This window comes from Terrabacter sp. 05T424 (assembly GCF_056396225.1).
Map to the genome: position 1 here is coordinate 17,694 of NZ_JBFTLB010000006.1, position 20,104 is coordinate 37,797.

Here is a 20,104-nt window from a genome sequence, read left to right on the forward strand (position 1 = left end):
ACGTCCTCCATTGGTCCGGCAGTTGGTCTTATGAACAGACCACGACGTATCTTCATTCCATGCCCCTCGGAACGGACTACGCCGGACAGGACTGCTCGCTCGCCAAGGCCCTCGAGATCGTCGGCGAGCGATGGTCCCTGCTGCTCGTGCGAGACGCCTTCCTCGGCGTCACCCGGTTCAGCGACTTCCGCCGTCGGCTCGGCATCTCCAAGGCCGTGCTCACGCAGCGGCTCGGCTCGCTCGTCGCGGCCGGAGTCCTCGAGCGACAGGCGCACGAGTCACACGACGCGTACGCCCTCACTCCGGCCGGCGAGGCGCTCTGGCCCGCCGTTCACGCCCTCATGCAGTGGGGCGACGAGCAGACCTCGCCCGACGGGGCTCGGCGGCTCTTCCGGCACGTGACCTGCGCCGCCGACCTCGACTCGTCCGGCCGCTGCCCGGTCTGCGGCGCCACCCCGCCGGCCCGCGAGCTCGAGACGCGACCGGGCCCCGGCGCGCACACCGACCCTCCGACCAACCCGCTGTCCGTCCTGCTCCGCTCGCCGCACCGCCTCCTCGTCCCGCTGCGCGACACTCCACCTCGCGACGGGTCGTAACGCACCCGACACCTCGATGCGTCACCATGTGCGGATGAACAGCCCGCTCGACCCGGACGAGCCGCCCAGCCCCGAGCACGCCCGGCTCGCCGACTCCTCCGGTCACGACGCCCCGTGGCGCCTCTGGGGCCCCTACCTGTCAGGTCGCCAGTGGGGCACGGTGCGCGAGGACTACTCCGCGGGCGGCAACGCGTGGTCCGAGTTCCCCTTCGACCAGGCGGTCTCGCGGGCCTATCGCTGGGGCGAGGACGGCCTCGGCGGCATCAGCGACCGGTTCGGCTTCCTCAACTTCTCCGTCGCCCTCTGGAACGGCAAGGACCCGATCCTCAAGGAGCGTCTCTTCGGCCTGACGAACGAGGAGGGCAACCACGGCGAGGACGCCAAGGAGTACTGGTGGGCCCTCGACGGCACGCCGACCCACTCGTGGATGCAGTGGCTCTACCGCTACCCGCAGGCCGAGTTCCCCTACGAGCAGCTGCGCCGCGAGAACCGCGAGCGCAGCCGCCACGAGCGCGAGTACGAGCTCGGCGACACCGGGATCCTCGACGACAACGAGTTCTTCGACGTGCTCATGACGTACGCGAAGGCCGGACCCGACGACATCTGCATCCGGATCACCGCGACCAACCACGGCCCCGAGGCCGCGCCGCTGCACGTGCTGCCGACGATCTGGCTGCGCAACACGTGGTCGTGGGGCACCGACAACCGCGTCACGGAGCTGCACGAGATCCGGCGCAACGGCCGCCCGCCGCGCGGCTACCGCGCCGCGGAGGTCACGCACGGGTTCCTGGGCCGCTACGTGCTCGCGGCCTCGGGCTCGCCGACGACGCTCTTCTGCGACAACGAGACCAACGCAAACCACCTCTTCGGCGACGCTGCCCCGGCGAACCACTCGCTCTACCCCAAGGACGCGATCAACCAGCGCGTGGTCCACGGCCGCACGAAGGCGACCAACCCCGGTGGCTACGGCAGCAAGTGCTCCTTCTGGTACCGCTTCGACACCGTCGAGCCCGGCGAGACGGTCACCGTCGACCTGCGCCTCGCCACGGGCGACCCCGACCCAGCGTGGTTCGGTGACGACTTCGAGGAGCGGCTCACGACCCGCGCCTACGAGGCCGACGAGTTCTACGAGCACGTCATCGACCCGTCGCTGGGCGCCGAGGACCGGCACGTGGCCCGCCGGGCGTACGCCGGGCTGCTCTGGGGCAAGCAGCTCTACCGCTACGACGTACGCCAGTGGCTCGACGGCGACCCGGTGGGCCACCCCGCCCCCGAGTCGCGCAAGCAGGGCCGCAACGAGCACTGGAGGCACCTCGCGCTCGCCGACGTCATCTCGATGCCCGACGAGTGGGAGTACCCGTGGTTCGCCGCGTGGGACCTCGCCTTCCACTGCCTTCCGCTGGCGCACGTGGACCCCGAGTTCGCCAAGGAGCAGCTGCTCCTCATGTGCCGCGAGTGGGCGATGGCCCCCAATGGCCAGCTGCCGGCATACGAGTGGGAGTTCGGCGACGTCAACCCGCCCGTCCACGCGTGGGCGGCATGGCACGTCTACCGCATCGACGGCTACCGCGACCGCGAGTTCCTCGTGCGCGTCTTCACCAAGCTGCTGCTCAACTTCGCCTGGTGGGTCAACCGCAAGGACGCCAACGGCAGCAACCTCTTCGAGGGCGGCTTCCTCGGCATGGACAACATCGGCCTGTTCAACCGGTCGGCTCCCCTGCCGCCCGGCTTCCGGCTCGAGCAGTCCGACGCGACGAGCTGGATGGCCTTCTACTGCCAGCAGATGCTGAAGATCGCCCTCGAGCTGGCGCGCACCGACAAGGCGTGGGACGACGTCGCGACGAAGTTCCTCGAGCACTTCCTCTCCATCGCGCAGGCGATGCGCCACTTCGGCTCGAGCGACAAGAGCCTCTGGCACGAGGAGGACGGCTTCTACTACGACGTGCTCGTGCAGCCCGACGGCCGGGCGCCGCACATGCGGGTGCGCTCGATGGTGGGGCTGCTGCCGATCCTGGGCGCGACCGAGATCCCGTCGTGGGTCGTCGACGAGTGCCCCGACGTCACGAGCCGCTTCACGTGGCTCCAGGAGCGCCGGCCCGAGCTCGTCAAGCCGATGCTGGCCCGTGCGGACGGCAAGATGCTGCTCACCCTGGTGCCGCCGAAGCGGCTGCGGCGCATCCTGCAGCGGATGTTCGACACCGAGGAGTTCCTGTCTCCCTACGGAATTCGCTCCCTGTCCGCGGCCCAGCGACAGGCGGTGACGGCACGCGTCGGAAACGAGACCGTGTCGATCGAGTACGAGCCGGGCGAGTCTCGCACCGGCATGTTCGGCGGCAACTCCAACTGGCGCGGGCCGGTGTGGTTCCCCGTCAACGTGCTGCTCGCCGACAAGCTGCGCACCTACGGGCGCTACTTCGGCGACTCCTTCACCATCGAGGTGCCGACCGGTTCGGGCAACTGGTGCACCCTCGACCAGGCGGCCGACGTCATCGACGGGGGGCTCACGGCGCTCTTCCGGCCCGTCGACGGGCGGCGTCCCTCCGACGGCAAGCGCATCGAGTCGAGTCCCGACCCGCTGTGGTCCGACCACCCGACCTTCTCCGAGTACTTCGACGGTGACACCGGTGAGGGCCTCGGCGCCACCCACCAGACCGGCTGGACCGCGCTCGTCGCGCACCTGCTCAACCCGCGCCTGCCCCCCGACCCCCGCAGCATGGGCTGGGGCTGAGGCAGGCCGCATACGCCCCCGATGACGTATGCCGTGACGTGCGGCCACCGCGGAGGCGCGGCATGTCGGGGGCGGGCTCACGCTCGGGTAGCGTGAGCGACCGTGAGCGCGCCCATCTCCGTCCGTGACATCACCGCAGCCGAGCACCTCGCGTGGCTGCGCACCCAGCCGTCGGCGAGCTTCTTGCAGACGCCGGCCTGGGCCGACGTGAAGAAGGAGTGGCGCTCCGAGTCCGTCGGCTGGTTCGAGGGCGAGCAGATGGTGGGCGCAGCACTCGTGCTGCACCGGTCGCTTCCGAAGATCGGCCGGTCGCTCGCCTACGTCCCGGAGGGGCCGTGCATCGACTGGTCGTCGCCGAGGCTCGTCGAGCTGCTGCGCGCGCTGCGCGACCACCTCAAGGCCAAGGGCGCTTTTGCGCTGCGGCTGGGGCCGCCGGTGGCGACGCACCGCTGGAGCGCGGCGACGATCAAGGCAGCGATCGGCGACCCGTCCGTGCGGCGCTACGACGAGGCAACCCCCGATGTCGTCGAGCCGGTCGGCACGGCCGTCGTCGCCGAGCTGCGTCGCCTCGGCTTCCGGCACCTCTCCCCCGAGGACGGCTTCGCCGCCGGACAGCCCGAGTACGTCTTCCAGGTGCCACTCGCGGGCCGCACCGAGGCCGACGTGCTCGCCGGCATGAACCAGCTGTGGCGCCGCAACATCAAGAAGACCGTGAAGAACGGCGTGACGGTGCGTGTCGGCGACGCGTCCGACCTGCCCGCCTTCCACCGCACCTACGTCGAGACGGCCGAGCGCGACCGGTTCACGCCGCGCGGGCTCGCGTACTTCCAGCAGATGTATGCCGCCCTGTCGGCCGAGAACCCGGAGCGCATCCGCGTCTACCTGGCCGAGCACGAGGGCGACGTCCTCGCCGCGACGGTCTTCATCCGGGTCGGCGAGCACGCCTGGTACTCCTACGGTGCGTCAAGCGCCGCCAAGCGCGAGCTGCAGGGCTCGACGGCGATCCAGTGGCGGATGATGCAGGACTCGATCGCTGCCGGCGCCACGGTCTACGACCTCCGCGGCATCACCAACACCGTCGACGAGGCGAACCCGCACATCGGGTTGATCCGCTTCAAAGTGGGCACCGGCGGTGAGGCGGTGCGGCTCGCGGGCGAGTGGGACCTCCCGCTGAACCGCTTGCTGTACAAGGCTTTCGACCTCTACATGAAGCGGCGGTGATTTCTCGTGTCGTTCGTGCTGCACGTCGACGGTGAGCGCTGGCGGTCCGGACACGACCAGTTCGTCGCCGACCGGCCGGGCATCGTGCCGGTCATCAAGGGCAACGGCTACGGCTTCGGCCGAGACCTGCTCTGCGCCGAGGCGTCCCGGCTGGGCGTCTCGATGGTGGCCGTCGGCACCTACACCGAGCTGCCCGAGGCCCTTGCGGCCTACGGCGGCGACGTGCTCGTCATGGAGCCCTACCGCGCCGCGATCCACGGTGGTGTCCCCGACCTCGCGAACCGGCGTGCGGTGCACACGGTGACGACGCACGAGGACCTCGACGACCTGCGGCGGGCCTCCCCGGACGCGCGGGTGGTCGTCGAGGGGCTGACGTCCATGAACCGCTTCGGCACACCGGCCGCCGACGTCGCCGAGCTCGCCGGCGCGGCCGACGCGGTCGGGGTCACGCTCCACCTGCCGCTGGGAACCGGCCACGTCGACGAGATCAGGCAGTTCATCGCCGCAGTGCCAGGCGTCCGTTCGTGGTTCGTCTCACACGTGTCCGCCACCGAGCTCGCGACCCTGGCAGCCCGGCACCCGGAGCACGAGTTCCGGCCCCGCATCGGCACCGACCTCTGGTACTCCGACAAGGGGTCCTACGAGGTGCGGGCCCACGTGCTCGACGTCCGGCCCGTTGCGAAGGGCGCCCGCGTGGGCTACCGGCAGCGCCCGCTCGCAGCCGGCCACATCGTCGTCGTCAGCGGCGGCACGTCCCACGGCGTCGCGATGGAGAGCCCGTCGTCCGCCGCCACCGCGCGGTCTCGGGCCATCGCAGTCACCGAGGGTGTGCTCGAGGCCGCCCATCGGGTGCGTTCACCGTTCACCGTCTCCGGCGTCATGCCCCGGTTCGCCGAGCCCCCGCACATGCAGTGCAGCCTGCTGTCGCTGCCCGCCGGCGTCGCGCCACCCCGCGTCGGAGACGAGGTCACCGTGCGCATGCGGCTCACCACCACCACCCCCGACGCCGTCGTCGTCTCCTGACGGGCCGCTACGACGATGACGTCCCCGACCACGGCCGACCTCAGTCACCCGGACGGGCGGGCGTTGGTGCTCGCGGGCGCGGGCGCTGCCGGCAACGCGTGGGAGCTCGGTCTCATCGCCGGGCTCGGGGCCGGCGGGGTCGACGTGACCGGGGCCGAGCTCGTCATCGGCACATCGGCAGGCTCGACGGTGGCCGCCCAGGTGACGAGCGGCACGTCGCCCGCCGAGCTGTATGCCGTCCTGGCAGCCATGGCGCCACCGCCGGGTGGCAGCTCCGCCGGGGGTGGGCTGTCCAGGCCGGCCGGCCCACCGCGTGGCGCCAACGTCTCGAGCCCGAGCTACCTGGAGTGGTCGAACGCCATCATCGAGTCGGCGTCCGACCCGGCCGACATGCGTCGCCGTCTGGGTGCGGCGGCCCTCGAGCTCGACTCGTCCGTGGGTCCTGGCCCTTCACGGTGGCGCGACATCGTCGCCTCGCGCCTGCCGAGCCACGAGTGGCCGACTCAGGACGTTCGCATCGTGGCCGTGAACGCCCACACGGGTGTGCCCGTGGTCTTCGACCGCCGCAGCGGCGTCGACCTGGTCGACGCGGTCGCCGCGAGCACCTCCGCGATGACGCCCTACCCCATCGGCGAGGAGCGTTACCTCAACGGCGGCTACCGTCGTAGCGAGAACGCCGACCTCGCAACGGGATTCGGGCGCGTCCTCGTGATGTCGCCCTTCAGCGGCCGATCGCGCATGCCGTCCGGCTGGGGCATGGACCTCGCAAGCCAGGTTGCCGAGCTGCGCGCCGGCGGCAGCACCGTCGAGACGGTGTTTCCCGATGCCCGCTCCGGGGACGTGTTCGACGCGAACGCCCTGGACCCCTCGACGATGCCGCAGGCAGCGCGCGGCGGCCACGCCCAGGGCCTGGAGCTCGCCGAGCGGCTCGCCGACTTCTGGGGCTGATGGGTCGGCCGGCACACGGCGTCAGGACAGTGGCAGGAGGGCCCGGCAGGCCTCGACGCCGTGGAGCTCGATGTCGTCGCGTCGTCGCTGCTCCCAGGCGTCCCGGGTGAGCCGCCAGCGGTTCAGCAGGGCGGGCTCGCCCTGACGCGTCGCCCACTCGGACCCGTTCGGCTCGTAGCCGAGGGCGCGGGAGACGGCGTTGGAGCCCTGGTTGTCGACGAAGGCGTCACTGGCGGCTTCCTTGGCGCCGAGGCCGTCGAACGCGAGGTGCAGGATCGCTTGACGCATCTCGCGTCCGAGGCCTCGGCCACGCAGGTCGGCGGAGAGCCACGAGAACGTCGTGACGGTGCCCAGGGTCGCGAAGTCGACTCCACTCACCGTCTGCTCGCCGACCGGCCGACCCTCGACCATGACCACGAAGTAGAGGCGCCAGCCCTCCGGTTCGACGTGGCCACGGCCGCGCCAGATCCCCCGGAGCCATTTGGCCACGCGCACGTCGGGATCCTTCTCGTAGAAGGACATCGGGTCGTCGTAGGGGGCTGGCTCTGCGTGGGTCTTTCCGGAGCGCACGAGCTCGGAGAGTTCGTCCAGCAGTTCGTCGGTGGCGCTGTGCAGCTCGAGTGTCGGGGTGCTCACCCGCACGCCCAGGAGCGGATAACTCTTCATCGTCGGTCACGCTGCTCTCATGGTCGTGGGAAGCGGCTGTCGCCCGGCGACCGCGACCCGGCCGCCGGCACGATCCAACCCCACCACGCACCCGTGGCGCAGGTGGTTTTGCGCCGCCCGACCGGGTCCTGGGGCCGTCGCTCAGGCGGACGGGGAGGCGGCCTCGTGACGCCCGTGTCCCTCGGCTTCCGCGATCTGGTCGGCGAGCTCGGGGTCGAAGTCCGACGCGTCGAGGATCTTGCGGATCTCGACCTCGCTGTTGCGCAGGGGTGAGCGCTTCACCCACTCGACAGCCTCGTCGATCGAGGAGACCTGCCAGATGCCGTAGCCGGCGACGACCTCCTTGGTCTCGGCGAAGGGTCCGTCGAGAACCGTGGGGCGGCCTTCTCGGTCGAACGAGACCCGCTTGCCCTTGCTCGACGGCTGGAGCCCGTCACCGGCCAGCACGATGCCGGCCTCGATGAGCTGCTCGTTGAACGCGTTCATCGCCGCGAACTCCTCGGGGCTGCCGAGCTCACCCGCCTCGGACGCCGCCGTCGCCTTGCCCAGGATCATGACCTTCATCGCTGCACTCCCTTCGGGTCGGGTCGGGCTCGGTCCTGTCGACCGACAACACCCTGACTCACCGGGACGTCGAACGGGAATGGGCAGGCTTCGACAAAGTCGTGTGCGCCAGCCGTCGGATCAGGGGGTCATGGCGGCATACCCGCTGGCGCTGTGGATCGCGAGGCCGGCGTAGGAGGCGTATGCCGCGGCGCCGGCGTTCACCTGCGCGAGCTGCGTCTCCATGTTCGTGCGGGTCCAGCCGTAGAAGGTCTGCTTCGCGTCTACGGGGGTGTTGCCGAGGTAGGTCGTCTCCTGACCGAGCCGCACGGGCTTGCCCAGGGCGGCGCCGGCCGTCAGTGCGGCAGCGGAGATGCCGAGCGTCCCGTCGGGGCCGGACGCGGTGTTGCGGTAGGCCATCACCGTGACCCCGGCCGTGCGCTTCATGATCTCGCGGTCGAGGCTCGACGCGGCTCCCCCGTTTGCCGAGGCGGGAATCGTGTTGAACCAGAAGGGGATATCGGCCTCGATGGGGTAGGTTCCGGCATTCGTCTTCAGCTTGTCGAGAAGCGCCAGGTACTTCGACACGACCGTCGGCTGGTCAGAGGTCCAGGCGAGAGTGGAGTAGGGCTCGATGTCGACGTGGATGCCGGTGAACAGACCGCTGCTCTTGGCCGGCTTGAGCCAGTAGGTGACGACCCACGTCGGGTTGTCGACCCACCCGGGGTCGCCGCCGAGGGCGTCCACCCGGATTCCCGCCGCTTTGGCGCGTTCGGCCAGGGTGCGGATGGCCGGCAGCTGGCTCGACGTCGTCAGGTTCGGCGGGACCGCGACGAAGAGCTGGTCGATGCCGGCACTCACGGCCAGGTCGACCGTTGCCGTGGGGGTGCTGGTGTCCCAGACCCACATCGCGCGGGTGTCGGAGGTGGCCGAGGTCGTCACCGTGGTGCTCGCAGTCGTGGTCGTCGTGGTCGTCGTGCGCGCCTTCGACGCCGCAGCCGCGCCCGGGGCGACTGCCAGGGCGACCGCGGCCACGCCGATGGCGACGAGCAGCGAGCCAGCGACGCGGGCAAGGACGTGGCGGGGGCGGCGGGCGCGAGGCGTGGCAAACATGTGATGACTCCGGAGACTAGGACGACGACTCTCCGAATTGTCCGGATCTTGCTATTTCTGCGCAGCGTTTTCGCAAGGATTGCGCAAGCGCCCGCGCCTGGTCGTGCGCCGCCCCGGGGAGGACGGCCGCCGCCGAAACTGCGTCGGCTGCGTCCTGGCCACCGGACGCGACGGACGCGCTAGCGTCGTTCCGGACGAACCGCGTCCGGAACGGGGAAGCACATGCGGCACGACACCAGCCCCACCGCCCGGGCCCTGCTCGCCCTCGAGGCGATCCAGGACTCCCCCGGCATCAGCGCACAGCGGCTCGGCGAGCTGCTCGGCGTGACCGAACGTGCGGCCCGCCGCTACGTCGCCATCCTCCGCGAGGCCGACCTGCCCATCGACTCGGCGACCGGGCCGAGCGGCGGCTACCGCGTCGGCCGCGGCCTGCGCCTGCCGCCGCTCATGTTCTCGGCAGCCGAGGCCCTGGGCCTCGTCATGGCGGTCCTCGAGGGCCACCGCGACGCCGCCGACCCGACCGAGCTCGTGGGCGCTGCGCTGTCGAAGATCCTGCGGGTGCTCCCCCAGCCCGTGGCCGAGCCACTCCGGGCGGTCCGCCGTGAGACCGGACCGGCGCCGGAGGAGAGCCGTCGCGTCGACGTCGCGGTCACGAGCCAGCTCGTCGAGGCCTGCACGAAGGCCCGCCGCGTCCACCTGACCTACCGGCTCGGACCCGAGACCGAGCGGCCGATGGAGGTCGACCCGTGGGCGGTCGTGCTGCGCCACAGCCGGTGGTACCTCCTCGGTTTCTCCCACACCCGGCAGGCCGTTCGCGCCCTGCGCGTCGACCGCATCGTGTCGGTGTTCACGACCTCCCAGACGTTCGCGCCGCCGCCGGACCTCGACGCCCTGCGCGCCCTCGAGGAACACCTCTCGCAGGGGTGGCGCCATCCGGTCGAGGTGCTCTTCCGGGAGTCCTTCGACGACACCGCGCGGTGGGTGCCCCGCAGCCTCGGGCGCCTCGAGGCCGCCGAGGGCGGGGTGCTGCTCCGGGCCACGACCGACAACCCCGAGTGGTACGCCCGACAGCTCGCGGTGACCCCCCTCGAGTTCGAGGTGCAGGGCTCCCCGGCCCTCGTCGACGCCACCGCCGCACTCGGGGCCCGGCTGTCGCGGTCGGCACGTGCCGCGCGCCCCGCACCCCGCGTTCCGCAGGCGCCGAGCGGGTACGACCCCGGTGCAGGACAGGACGAATCCGAGGCGCCGCGCACTAGGGTGATCTCGACCGGACCGGGGAGCACCCGGTCCCGATCCCGAGGAGCGGTGACATGAGCTTCAACGACAACGCCCAGCTCGACACCTCGCAGGTCGAGGCGGGCTCGAGCGGCGGATTCGGTGGTGGCGGGGATGGTGGCGGCGGCGGCTTCCCGGGAGGCATCCAGGTCGGCGGCGGCATCGGCGGGCTGATCCTGCTCGTGCTCATGCTCATCTTCGGCGGCGGCAAGATCCTCGGCGGCGGCGACTCCGGCGGCTCGGCCGGCGGCCTTCCGTCACAGCGGCTCGACACCAGCCAGGTCGCCGCGGCCGGCCAGGTCAACCAAGGCCAGTTCTCGCAGTGCAAGACCGGGGCCGATGCCAACAAGAACGACGTGTGCCTCATCATCGGCACCGTCAACAGCGTGCAGGACTACTGGCAGAAGACGCTGCCGAAGTACCAGATGAACTACGAGCCCGTGAAGACCGTGATCTACCAGGGCCAGACGCCGTCCGGCTGCGGCACGGCCAACTCCCAGGTCGGCCCCTTCTACTGCCCGCTCGACTCCAAGGTCTACGTCGACGCGAGCTTCTTCCAGGAGCTGCAGAGCAAGTTCGGCGCCGACGGCGGCCAGCTCGCCAAGGAGTACGTCCTCGCCCACGAGTACGGCCACCACGTCCAGAACCTCCTCGGCATCCTGGACCGCGCCCAGCAAGACCCCCAGGGCCCCAACTCCGGCGCCGTCCGCATCGAGCTCATGGCCGACTGCCTCGCCGGCACGTGGGTCAAGCACGCGACTGAGACGGCCGACGCCTCCGGCACCCCGCTGCTCAAGGCCATCACCGAGGACGACATCAAGTCGGCGCTGTCGGCGGCGTCCGCCGTGGGCGACGACCGCATCCAGGAGAAGATGCAGGGCCGCGTCACCCCCGAGAACTGGACCCACGGCTCGGCAGAGGCCCGGATGAAGTGGTTCACCCAGGGCTGGCAGACCGGCGACATCAACCAGTGCAACACCTTCGGCGTCGACACCGTCAGCTGACCCCCAGCTCCCCATCGAGAAAGCGATCCGTCCGGCCGGATTGCTTTCTCGATGGTCAAGGAGCGGTCAGGTGGGTGGTCTCGGTGAGCTCGACCCTGACGGCGCGACCGCGGCGCAACGCCGCCTCCAGCACGTCTCGCTTCGGGTCGGGCAGGTCGTAGAGCTCGCGCACCGGCAGCCCGGCCAGGGCGCGCAACGCAGGGTCACCGACGACCTCGCGCACGAGGGCGCGGTCTCCCCCGACGACGAGAGCACGAGGTATGCCGTCAGCCCCCACGGGCGGTGACTCGTCGTCGCCGAGCAGCACCCTGCGCGCGTGACCCACGACGGCATCGACCAGCTCGTCGGCCTGCTTGCCGCGACGCCGCGCGAAACGTTGCTGGGACCAGCCGCCGGCGGCCGTGCGCGACTGGACGTGCCGGGTGCCGACCTTCGAAGCGGTCAGGACGCCGCCCGAAGCCAGCCCCACGGCATACCCGCCGCGTCTGACCAGCACCAGACCCAGCGGGTCGAACGTGAAGGGCGTTGCCACGACGGTGGATCCGTCGGCGGCGCAGGCAGACACGACGACGCCGCCGGGAGCGGGCTCCTCGGCGGCGTCGTAGGGGCCGTGTCGTTCGGCGAAGCCGGCCATCCACCGGTCGAACCTCTCGGGGCCGACCTCGATGACGCGCGTCGTCACGAGCCTGAGGCGGGCGCGGTCAGAGGTTGAAGCCGAGCGCGCGCAGCTGCTCGCGGCCGTCCTCGGTGATCTTGTCAGGGCCCCACGGCGGCATCCACACCCAGTTGATGCGGTGCGTCGTGACGAGCCCCTCAAGGGCCTGCGCGGTCTGGTCCTCGATGACGTCGGTGAGCGGGCAGGCCGCCGACGTGAGAGTCATGTCGAGGACGGCGTGCGACTGGGCGTCGACGGTGATGCCGTAGACGAGGCCCAGGTCGACGACGTTGATGCCCAGCTCGGGGTCGACGACGTCGCGCATCGCCTCCTCGACGTCGGCGACGTTGGGCGGGGTGGACGCGGGAACCGTCTGGGTCATGACGAAACTCCTTGTGGGGAGGCGGAACTCGTATTGGTGGTCGTCGAGATGTCGACGCCGGCGCGAGCCAGGGCGTCGGTGAAAGCGGTCCAGCCGAGCAGCGCGCACTTCACGCGTGCGGGGTACTTCGAGACGCCGGCGAAGGCCACGCCGTCGCCGATGACGGTCTCGTCGCCGGCGACCTTGCCCTTGGAGGTCAACATCGCACGCATCGCCTCGAACGTCTCGAGCGCCTCGGACACCGGGTGGCCGATGACCTCCTCGGCCAGCACCGAGGTGCTGGCGACGGAGATCGAGCAGCCCTGAGCGGCATACGAGATGTCGGTGACGACGGCGTCGGGCCCGGAGCCGGTGACGTCGACGCGAAGGGTGACCTCGTCGCCGCACGTCGGGTTGATGTGGTGCACCTCGGCGTCGAAGGGCTCGCGGAGCCCGGCTCGGTGCGGACGCTTGGAGTGCTCGAGGATCAGCTCCTGGTAGAGGTCCATCAGCTGGCCGCCTTCGCGCTCTCGTGCTCACCGCGCAGGGCGCGCGCGTCGTGGCGGGCGTCCAGGTCGGCGTCGGGGTCGGTGACGCTCACGTCGATGCCGAAGATCTCGGGCACCCGGTCGAGGGCCGCGAGCAGGGCCTCGACGTCGCCGACCGTGCTGTGCACGGAGAACGACGCCCGGGTGGTCGCCGCGGCACCGAGCGCCCGGTGGAGCGGCCACGCGCAGTGGTGCCCGACGCGTACGGCCACGCCCGCGTCGTCGAGCACCTGCCCGACGTCGTGGGCGTGCACGCCGTCGACGACGAAGGCGACAGCGCCTCCGCGCGGGGTGCCGACTGCCGGACCGACGACTCGCACCCACGGACGCTCCGCGAGACCGCGCTGGAGCAGATCGACGAGCGCGGCTTCGTGGGCGTGGATGCGGTCGATGCCTTGGGCCTCGACCCACCGCACGGCGGCGGCGAGTCCCACGGCCTGGGCTGCGTTGGGCACTCCCGCCTCGAACTTCTGCGGTGCCGGAGCGTAGGTCGACCGCTCCATCGTGACGAGCTCGATCATCGAGCCGCCCGTCAGGAACGGGGGCATGACGTCGAGCAGCTCGCCTCGACCCCACAGCACACCGACACCCATGGGGCCGTACATCTTGTGGCCGCTGAAGGCGATGAAGTCGGCACCGAGCGTCGCCACGTCGACCGCGAGGTGCGGCACCGACTGGCACGCGTCGACGACGACGAGCGCCCCCACGGTGTGGGCCCGCTGTGCGAGCTCGGTGACGGGGTTGACCGTGCCCAGCACGTTGGACACGTGCGTGAACGCGAAGACCTTGGTGCGCTCGGTGAGCAGGTCGTCGAGCCCCGACAGCTCGAGCGTGCCGTCGGCCGCGACGGGCACCCAGCGCAGGGTGGCGCCGGTGCGGCGGCACAGCTCCTGCCACGGCACGAGGTTGGCGTGGTGCTCCATCTCGGTGACGAGCACCTCGTCGCCGGGACCGAGCACGAACCGCTCGTCCTTGGGCTCGTCGGTGGGCGCGGCGTTGGAGAAGGCGTACGCGACGAGGTTGAGCGCCTCGGTCGCGTTCTTCGTGAAGACGACCTCGTCGGCCGGCGCCCCGATGAACGACGCGATGGTCGCGCGGGCCGCCTCGAAGTCGTCGGTGGCCTCCTCGGCGAGCTGGTGCGCGCCGCGGTGGACCGCCGCGTTGTGCTGCTCGTAGAAGGCGCGCTCGGCGTCGAGGACCGGCGTCGGCTTGTGCGACGTCGCCCCGGCGTCGAGGTAGACGAGCGGCCTGCCGTCGCGCACCGTGCGCGCCAGGATGGGGAACTCACCGCGGATCGCGGCGAGCTCCCCGTCCGTGAACGGCAGGACGTGCGTCATGCGGCTCAGGCCTCCACACCCACGGCGGGCACGGTCGGCGCCGCAGCGAGGTAGCGGTCGTAGCCCTCGTCCTCGAGGCGGTCGGCCAGCTCGGGGCCACCCTCCTCGACGATCTTGCCGTCGACGAAGACATGCACGAAGTCGGGCTTGATGTAGCGCAGGATGCGCGTGTAGTGCGTGATGAGCAGCACGCCGAGGTCGCTCGAGTCCTTGGCGCGGTTGACGCCCTCGGAGACGATCTTGAGCGCGTCGACGTCGAGGCCGGAGTCGGTCTCGTCGAGGACGGCCACCTTCGGCTTCAACAGCTCCATCTGGAGGATCTCGTGGCGCTTCTTCTCTCCACCGGAGAAGCCCTCGTTGACGTTGCGCTCGGCGAACACGGGGTCCATGCGCAGGTTGCCCATGGCCTCCTTGACGTCCTTGACCCACGTGCGCAGCTTCGGCGCCTCGCCGTCGATGGCCGTCTTGGCCGTGCGGAGGAAGTTGCTGACCGTGACGCCGGGGACCTCGACGGGGTACTGCATCGCGAGGAACAGTCCGGCGCGGGCGCGCTGGTCGACGCTCATCGCGAGGACGTCCTCGCCGTCGAGCGTCACGGTGCCGCCGGTCACCGTGTACTTGGGGTGGCCGGCGATGCTGTAGGCCAGCGTCGACTTGCCGGAGCCGTTGGGCCCCATGATCGCGTGGGTCTCCCCGGACTTCACGGTGAGGTCGACCCCGCGCAGGATCTCCTTGGGGCCGTCCTCGGTGTCGACCGACACCGTCAGTCCCTTGATCTCGAGCGTGCTCATTGGGTCAGTTCTCCTTGTTCGTGGTGCTGGGGGTGTGCTGCGTGGGAGCCGCGTATGCGGTGGACGCGAGCTCTTCCTCGATAGCCGCCGTGACCTCGTCACGCAGGTCGGCGAGCGGGATCTCGCGGATGATGTCGGCGAAGAAGCCGCGCACGACGAGGCGCTTGGCCTCGTCCTCGCTGATGCCGCGCGACTGGAGGTAGAACAGCTGCAGGTCGTCGAATCGGCCTGTGGCAGAAGCGTGCCCGGCGCCCTCGATCTCGCCGGTCTCGATCTCGAGGTTCGGCACCGAGTCGGCACGTGCCCCGTCGGTGAGGATCAGGTTGCGGTTGAGCTCGTAGGTGTCGGTGCCCTCGGCCTCGGCCCGGATGAGCACGTCGCCGACCCACACGGTGCGGGCCGTGTCGCCCTGCAGCGCGCCCTTGTAGGTGGCGCGGCTCTTGCAGTGGGCCGCGTTGTGGTCGATGTACGAGCGGTGCTCGAGGTGCTGGCCCGAGTCGGCGAAGTACACGCCGAGCAGGGTCGCGTCGCCGCCGGGGCCGGCGTAGCGGACGTTCGAGTTCACCCGCACGACCTCGCCGCCGAGCGTCACCGAGACGTGCTTGTAACGGGAGTCACGGCCCACGAGCGCGTCGTGCTGCGCGAGGTGCTGGGCGTCGTCGGCCCAGCGCTGCACGGACACGACGGTGAGGTCGGAGCCGTCGCCGGTCACGACCGAGACGAGCTGCGAGTAGCGGCCCGAGCCGGTGTGCTCGACCACGACCGTCGCCTTGGAGAAACGGCCGGCGCGCACGACGAGGTGACCGTGGACGGGCTCGCCACCCTGACCCACGAGCGAGATCCGGACCGGCTCGTCCAGCTCTGCCTCGGCGGGGATGTCGAGCAGCAGGGCGCCGTCGGCAGCCGCCGCGACGACGGCAGCGCGGTCCTGCGGGGGCAGGATGCCGAGGCCCTTGGCGTCGACTGCCGAGATGGTCGACGTCGTGACGCCCTCGGGCAGCTGCGTCGAGACGTCGAGACGCCCGGCGACCCCCTCGGACAGCAGGTCGCGGAGCTTCTTCACCGGGGTGAAGCGCCAGTCCTCCTCGCGGCCCGAGGGCAGCGGGAAGTCAGCGATGTCGAAGGACGCCGTGCGCTCGGCGCGCGACTGCACGGGCACGAAGGCCGCGGCCGAGTCGGTGTGCGCGGTGGCGCCGGGGATGGTGGCGGTCGGGGCGGCGTCGGGCACCGTGGTCTCGCTCTGCTGGGTCTCGGGGGTGTCGGTGGTCGTGTCAGCCAGAAGGCTCATCAGCCGACGGCTCCTTCCATCTGCAGCTCGATGAGGCGGTTCAGCTCGAGGGCGTACTCCATCGGCAGCTCCCGTGCGATCGGCTCGATGAAGCCGCGCACGATCATCGCCATGGCCTCGTCCTCGGCCATGCCGCGGGACATGAGGTAGAACAGCTGGTCCTCGGACACCTTCGAGACGGTGGCCTCGTGGCCCATCGAGACGTCGTCCTCGCGGATGTCGACGTAGGGGTAGGTGTCGGACCGGCTGATCGTGTCGACGAGCAGCGCGTCGCAGCGGACCGTGGAGGCCGAGTGCGACGCGCCCTCGAGCACCTGCACGAGGCCGCGGTAGCTCGCACGGCCGCCGCCACGGGCGACCGACTTGCTGATGATCGAGCTCTTCGTGTTGGGCGCCGCGTGGACCATCTTGGAGCCGGTGTCCTGGTGCTGACCCTCGCCGGCGAAGGCGATGGAGAGCGTCTCGCCCTTGGCGTGCTCGCCCATGAGGAAGACCGCTGGGTACTTCATCGTCACCTTGGAGCCGATGTTGCCGTCGACCCACTCCATCGTCGCGCCGGCCTCACAGGTCGCGCGCTTCGTGACGAGGTTGTAGACGTTGTTGGACCAGTTCTGGATCGTCGTGTAGCGCACGCGCGCGTTCTTCTTGACGATGATCTCGACGACGGCCGAGTGCAGCGAGTCCGACTTGTAGATCGGCGCCGTGCAGCCCTCGACGTAGTGCACGTAGGAGCCCTCGTCGGCGATGATCAGGGTGCGCTCGAACTGGCCCATGTTCTCGGTGTTGATGCGGAAGTAGGCCTGGAGCGGGATGTCGACGTGGACACCCTTGGGCACGTAGATGAACGAGCCGCCCGACCACACGGCAGTGTTGAGCGCGGCGAACTTGTTGTCACCGGCGGGGATCACCGTCGCGAAGTGCTCGCGGAAGATGTCCTCGTGCTCCTTGAGGGCCGTGTCGGTGTCGAGGAAGATGACGCCCTGGGCCTCGAGGTCCTCGCGGATCTGGTGGTAGACGACCTCCGACTCGTACTGCGCGGCGACACCGGAGACGAGGCGCTGCTTCTCGGCCTCGGGGATGCCCAGGCGGTCGTAGGTGTTCTTGATGTCCTCGGGGAGGTCGTCCCACGTGGCGGCCTGCTTCTCGGTGGACCGCACGAAGTACTTGATGTTCTGGAAGTCGATGCCCGTGAGGTCGGAGCCCCATGACGGCATCGGCTTCTTGCCGAAGAGCGAGAGGCTCTTGAGGCGCAGCTTCGTCATCCACTCGGGCTCGCTCTTGCGGGCGGAGATGTCGCGGACGACGTCCTCGTTGAGTCCACGGCGAGCGGTCGCGCCGGCGGTGTCGCTGTCAGCCCAGCCGTACTCGTAGGTGCCGATGCCCTTCAGACCCGGGTTGAGCTCTTCGATGTGGGTGGTCATGAGGAACCTTCCTTGACGTGCGTGAGCGTGTCGGTTCGTGGGGTGGTGCTCGTGCTGGTGCCCGTGAGGCGTTCGGCGCTCGTGTCGGCGTCAACACCGCCGGTCGCCTCGGTCTTCCGGGGTCGTGCGGTCATTCCACCGGTCGGGACGAAGGTGGTGCAGACGTGGTGGCCGCCGGCGAGGGTGGCGAGGCGCTGGACGTGCACGCCGAGCAGTCGGGAGAACGCGTCGGTCTCGGCCTCGCAGAAGGCGGGGAACTCGGTGGCGACGTGCTGGACGGGGCAGTGGCCCTGGCACAGCTGCACCCCGGTCAGGCTGCCCGCGCCGACGGGGCGCGCGGTGGCGGCGAAGCCGTCCTCGCTCAGCGCCTCGACGAGGGCGCTCGTGCGTGCGGTCGGGTCGTCACCCGCCTGGGCCAACCGGGCGGCATACCGCTGCTCGAGGGCTGCCACGCGCGTGCGCGCGAAGTCGGTGACGGCGGATGCCCCCGCGGTGCCCTCGAGGTATCGCAGCACCTCGACGGCGAGCGAGTCGTAGTCCGCCTCGAGCGAGCCGTGGCCGATCTCGGAGACGACGTACGCGCGTGCCGGGCGCCCGCGACCGCGGCGGCCACCGGTGGGCTCGTGCGGAACGACGGCTCCCTGCTCGACGAGCGCGTCGAGGTGGCGGCGTACGGCTGCGGGGGTCAGGTCGAGGTGTCGGCCGAGCTCGGCGGCCGTGATCGGCCCGTCGGCGGAGACCATGTGCAGCACTCGGGAGCGCGTGCGGGACTCGAGCGGCGAGACGTGCTGACCGTCGTCACCGTCCTTCGTCTCACGCGATGCGTGCTCTCCGAAAAACACAACACCATTGTGACGTAATTGCCGGCGACACTCCAGTTAGGTGCGCCTAACCGCGTGGACGCCCGTTGTCGCCGTTCTCGTCGCCGTTCTCGTCGCTGTCCTCGTCGTGGTCGAGGTCGATCTCGTCGTCGTCACCGTCGTCGCAGTCGTCGTCCTCGTCGTCGAGCTCGGGCGGCATGATCACCGACGGGAGCCTGGTGCGTGGCGGGGCCACGGCCTCCGGGCCGAACCACCGACGGCGCAAGGGCGCCGTGAGCCAGCCGAGCGGGCAGGTGAGGACGTAGCCGTAGGCGATGACCATGCCGGTGATGCCAGGGACGAAGACGAGCCCCACGACGATGAGGACCGCCAGCGGCACGGAGATGCGCAGGTGCCTCGGCGACAGCAGGTCACGGAACGAGCGGAAACGGAACGACGAGGCCATCAGCGCCGCCGGCACGACGCCCGCCGCGATGGGTAGCAGGGGCGCCCAGTCGTAGAGCGGCTCGCCGATCGCCATCACGGTGGCGATGACGACGCCCGCGGCGCCGGGGCTGGCGAGGCCGACGAAGTAGCGCTTGTCGGCGAGCGGGTCGATGGTGACGTTGAACCGCGCGAGGCGGAAGGCCGCGCACGCGAGCCAGAACATCGCGCCCGCCCACGCCCACACCGGGTGCGCCGGCAGGGCCCACGTGTACACGAGCACGGCCGGGGCGATGCCGAACGAGATGAGGTCGGCGAGCGAGTCGAACTGCAGCCCGAAAGGCGTGATGGCCCCGACGGCGCGGGCCACGGCACCGTCGCAGATGTCGAGCACGATGGAGATACCGATGAGCACGGCCGCCGCGCGGAAGTGCCCCTGGAACGACAGCAGTACCGCCGAGAAGCCGCAGAGCATGTTGCCGAGCGTGAACAGGCTGGGCAGGGTCGCTCGGGCCCGGACGCGGGGGTTGAGCCGGTCGAGCGGGATGACCCGCGCCCCGGTGGCGGAGACCAGACGGATGCGCCGGGTCACCCGGTCTCGCCGGCGAGGGCGTTCGCCGCCGTCCGAGAGCGCCGCGTCGCCCGCGGGATCGCCGTTCACGACAGGTCCGCGGCCGGGAAGCGCCCAAGCACCGTCTCGCCGCCGATGGCGCGCTTGCCCTTGGTGACCTCGAGCTGCACCTCCGGCGGCACGAAGACGTCCATGCGCGAACCGAACTTCATCAGGCCCATCCGCTCACCCGTCGCGATGTCGTCGCCCGGCTGGATGCGGGTGACGATGCGCCGGGCGAGCTGCCCGACGAGCTGGCGGTAGATGATGCGGCGCGGCCGGCCGGCGACGACGCGCTCGACGATGATCTCGCTGCGCTCGTTCTTCGTCGCGCTCTCGGCGCGGTAGGCCGCCAGGAAGCGGCCGGGAGTGTGGGTGACGTCGATGACGCGGCCGCCGTAGGGCGATCGGTTCATGTGCACGTCGAGCAGCGACAGGAAGATGCTGACCTGCTGCCACTGCCCGGGCGGGGCGATGCCCGGCTGCGGCTCACCGACGTGCATCACGATCCCGTCGGCAGGGGCCAGGATGACGTCAGGGTCGGCCACGGGCGCACGGTCAGGGGTGCGGTCGGGGTCGCGGAAGAAGAGCGTCACCCCCGCGGTGAGCAGGCCGAGAGCAGCGGTCGTGCGGGGCCGCCGGGCCAGCGCGGCGATCACGGTCGGCATGGCAGCCATCAGGGTGAAGGGTCTGGCGGCTGGGTCGATCTTCACGGGTGGGGTCTCCGTCAGG

General features: G+C 70.6%; 20 protein-coding genes. 7 read left to right on the plus strand and 13 right to left on the minus strand.

Annotated features, from left to right (window positions below; translation table 11 throughout):
• The first annotated feature begins 59 nt into the window (after positions 1-59).
• The 5 genes from AC1DE0_RS13620 to AC1DE0_RS13640 all read left to right on the plus strand — a co-directional run bounded on the left by AC1DE0_RS13620 (position 60) and on the right by AC1DE0_RS13640 (position 6,516).
• Positions 60-596, plus strand: a complete 537-nt coding sequence (locus tag AC1DE0_RS13620; RefSeq protein ID WP_478101368.1) for a winged helix-turn-helix transcriptional regulator — start codon at positions 60-62, stop codon at positions 594-596.
• A 34-nt stretch (positions 597-630) separates the two neighbouring features.
• Entirely contained in the window at positions 631-3,324 is a 2,694-nt protein-coding gene (locus AC1DE0_RS13625) for an MGH1-like glycoside hydrolase domain-containing protein (RefSeq protein WP_478101372.1), read from the plus strand.
• A gap of 102 nt (positions 3,325-3,426) precedes the next feature.
• Complete coding sequence (locus tag AC1DE0_RS13630) at positions 3,427-4,545, plus strand: lipid II:glycine glycyltransferase FemX (protein WP_478101375.1); 1,119 nt, start codon at positions 3,427-3,429, stop codon at positions 4,543-4,545.
• A 6-nt stretch (positions 4,546-4,551) separates the two neighbouring features.
• Positions 4,552-5,568, plus strand: coding sequence for an alanine racemase (locus tag AC1DE0_RS13635; protein ID WP_478101377.1), 1,017 nt, complete (start codon positions 4,552-4,554; stop codon positions 5,566-5,568).
• A 15-nt stretch (positions 5,569-5,583) separates the two neighbouring features.
• Positions 5,584-6,516: a patatin-like phospholipase family protein gene (locus AC1DE0_RS13640; protein ID WP_478101379.1), complete on the plus strand. Its 933-nt coding sequence runs from the start codon at positions 5,584-5,586 to the stop codon at positions 6,514-6,516.
• A 21-nt stretch (positions 6,517-6,537) separates the two neighbouring features.
• Here the strand turns inward: AC1DE0_RS13640 and AC1DE0_RS13645 are convergent, their stop codons facing one another.
• The 3 genes from AC1DE0_RS13645 to AC1DE0_RS13655 all read right to left on the minus strand — a co-directional run bounded on the left by AC1DE0_RS13645 (position 6,538) and on the right by AC1DE0_RS13655 (position 8,838).
• Positions 6,538-7,152, minus strand: a complete 615-nt coding sequence (locus AC1DE0_RS13645) for a GNAT family N-acetyltransferase (protein ID WP_478101381.1) — start codon at positions 7,150-7,152, stop codon at positions 6,538-6,540.
• 171 nt (positions 7,153-7,323) lie between these two features.
• Positions 7,324-7,746, minus strand: coding sequence for a YciI family protein (locus AC1DE0_RS13650; protein ID WP_478101383.1), 423 nt, complete (start codon positions 7,744-7,746; stop codon positions 7,324-7,326).
• A gap of 120 nt (positions 7,747-7,866) precedes the next feature.
• On the minus strand, positions 7,867-8,838 hold the full coding sequence (locus tag AC1DE0_RS13655; protein ID WP_478101385.1) for a hypothetical protein: 972 nt from the start codon (positions 8,836-8,838) through the stop codon (positions 7,867-7,869).
• Positions 8,839-9,060: 222 nt separating this feature from the next.
• Between AC1DE0_RS13655 and AC1DE0_RS13660 the strand changes: the two genes are divergently transcribed.
• Positions 9,061-10,152: a helix-turn-helix transcriptional regulator gene (locus AC1DE0_RS13660; RefSeq protein WP_478101387.1), complete on the plus strand. Its 1,092-nt coding sequence runs from the start codon at positions 9,061-9,063 to the stop codon at positions 10,150-10,152.
• Positions 10,149-11,117, plus strand: a complete 969-nt coding sequence (gene ypfJ / locus AC1DE0_RS13665) for a KPN_02809 family neutral zinc metallopeptidase (RefSeq protein ID WP_478101389.1) — start codon at positions 10,149-10,151, stop codon at positions 11,115-11,117. Before AC1DE0_RS13660 ends, ypfJ begins: the two co-directional genes overlap by 4 nt.
• Positions 11,118-11,172: 55 nt before the next feature.
• On the opposite strand, the gene AC1DE0_RS13670 is transcribed toward ypfJ, so the two are convergent.
• Genes AC1DE0_RS13670 through AC1DE0_RS13715 form a run of 10 tightly spaced genes read right to left on the minus strand, consistent with a single transcriptional unit; the run spans position 11,173 to position 20,085 of the window.
• On the minus strand, positions 11,173-11,799 hold the full coding sequence (locus AC1DE0_RS13670) for an acVLRF1 family peptidyl-tRNA hydrolase (RefSeq protein WP_478101391.1): 627 nt from the start codon (positions 11,797-11,799) through the stop codon (positions 11,173-11,175).
• Positions 11,800-11,818: 19 nt separating this feature from the next.
• Positions 11,819-12,154: a metal-sulfur cluster assembly factor gene (locus AC1DE0_RS13675; protein ID WP_478101393.1), complete on the minus strand. Its 336-nt coding sequence runs from the start codon at positions 12,152-12,154 to the stop codon at positions 11,819-11,821.
• The gene (sufU, locus tag AC1DE0_RS13680) at positions 12,151-12,642 is read right to left on the minus strand and encodes a Fe-S cluster assembly sulfur transfer protein SufU (RefSeq protein WP_478101395.1); all 492 of its coding nucleotides are present in this window, start codon (positions 12,640-12,642) and stop codon (positions 12,151-12,153) included. The genes AC1DE0_RS13675 and sufU overlap by 4 nt, the downstream gene beginning before the upstream one ends.
• Complete coding sequence (locus tag AC1DE0_RS13685) at positions 12,642-14,018, minus strand: SufS family cysteine desulfurase (RefSeq protein ID WP_478101399.1); 1,377 nt, start codon at positions 14,016-14,018, stop codon at positions 12,642-12,644. The genes sufU and AC1DE0_RS13685 overlap by 1 nt, the downstream gene beginning before the upstream one ends.
• 5 nt (positions 14,019-14,023) lie before the next feature.
• Positions 14,024-14,809, minus strand: a complete 786-nt coding sequence (gene sufC, locus AC1DE0_RS13690) for a Fe-S cluster assembly ATPase SufC (RefSeq protein WP_478101402.1) — start codon at positions 14,807-14,809, stop codon at positions 14,024-14,026.
• A 4-nt stretch (positions 14,810-14,813) separates the two neighbouring features.
• Positions 14,814-16,088: a Fe-S cluster assembly protein SufD gene (gene sufD, locus AC1DE0_RS13695; RefSeq protein ID WP_478101752.1), complete on the minus strand. Its 1,275-nt coding sequence runs from the start codon at positions 16,086-16,088 to the stop codon at positions 14,814-14,816.
• Positions 16,089-16,096: 8 nt separating this feature from the next.
• A complete protein-coding gene (gene sufB, locus AC1DE0_RS13700) occupies positions 16,097-17,518 on the minus strand; it encodes a Fe-S cluster assembly protein SufB (protein ID WP_478101404.1) in 1,422 nt (473 codons plus the stop codon).
• Positions 17,515-18,360 (minus strand): helix-turn-helix transcriptional regulator, encoded by an 846-nt coding sequence (locus AC1DE0_RS13705; protein ID WP_478101406.1) that lies wholly within the window; start codon positions 18,358-18,360, stop codon positions 17,515-17,517. The genes sufB and AC1DE0_RS13705 overlap by 4 nt, the downstream gene beginning before the upstream one ends.
• Before the next feature lie 46 nt (positions 18,361-18,406).
• The gene (locus tag AC1DE0_RS13710; RefSeq protein WP_478101408.1) at positions 18,407-19,423 is read right to left on the minus strand and encodes a CDP-alcohol phosphatidyltransferase family protein; all 1,017 of its coding nucleotides are present in this window, start codon (positions 19,421-19,423) and stop codon (positions 18,407-18,409) included.
• Positions 19,420-20,085 (minus strand): phosphatidylserine decarboxylase, encoded by a 666-nt coding sequence (locus AC1DE0_RS13715; RefSeq protein ID WP_478101410.1) that lies wholly within the window; start codon positions 20,083-20,085, stop codon positions 19,420-19,422. The genes AC1DE0_RS13710 and AC1DE0_RS13715 overlap by 4 nt, the downstream gene beginning before the upstream one ends.
• Positions 20,086-20,104 lie beyond the last annotated feature (19 nt).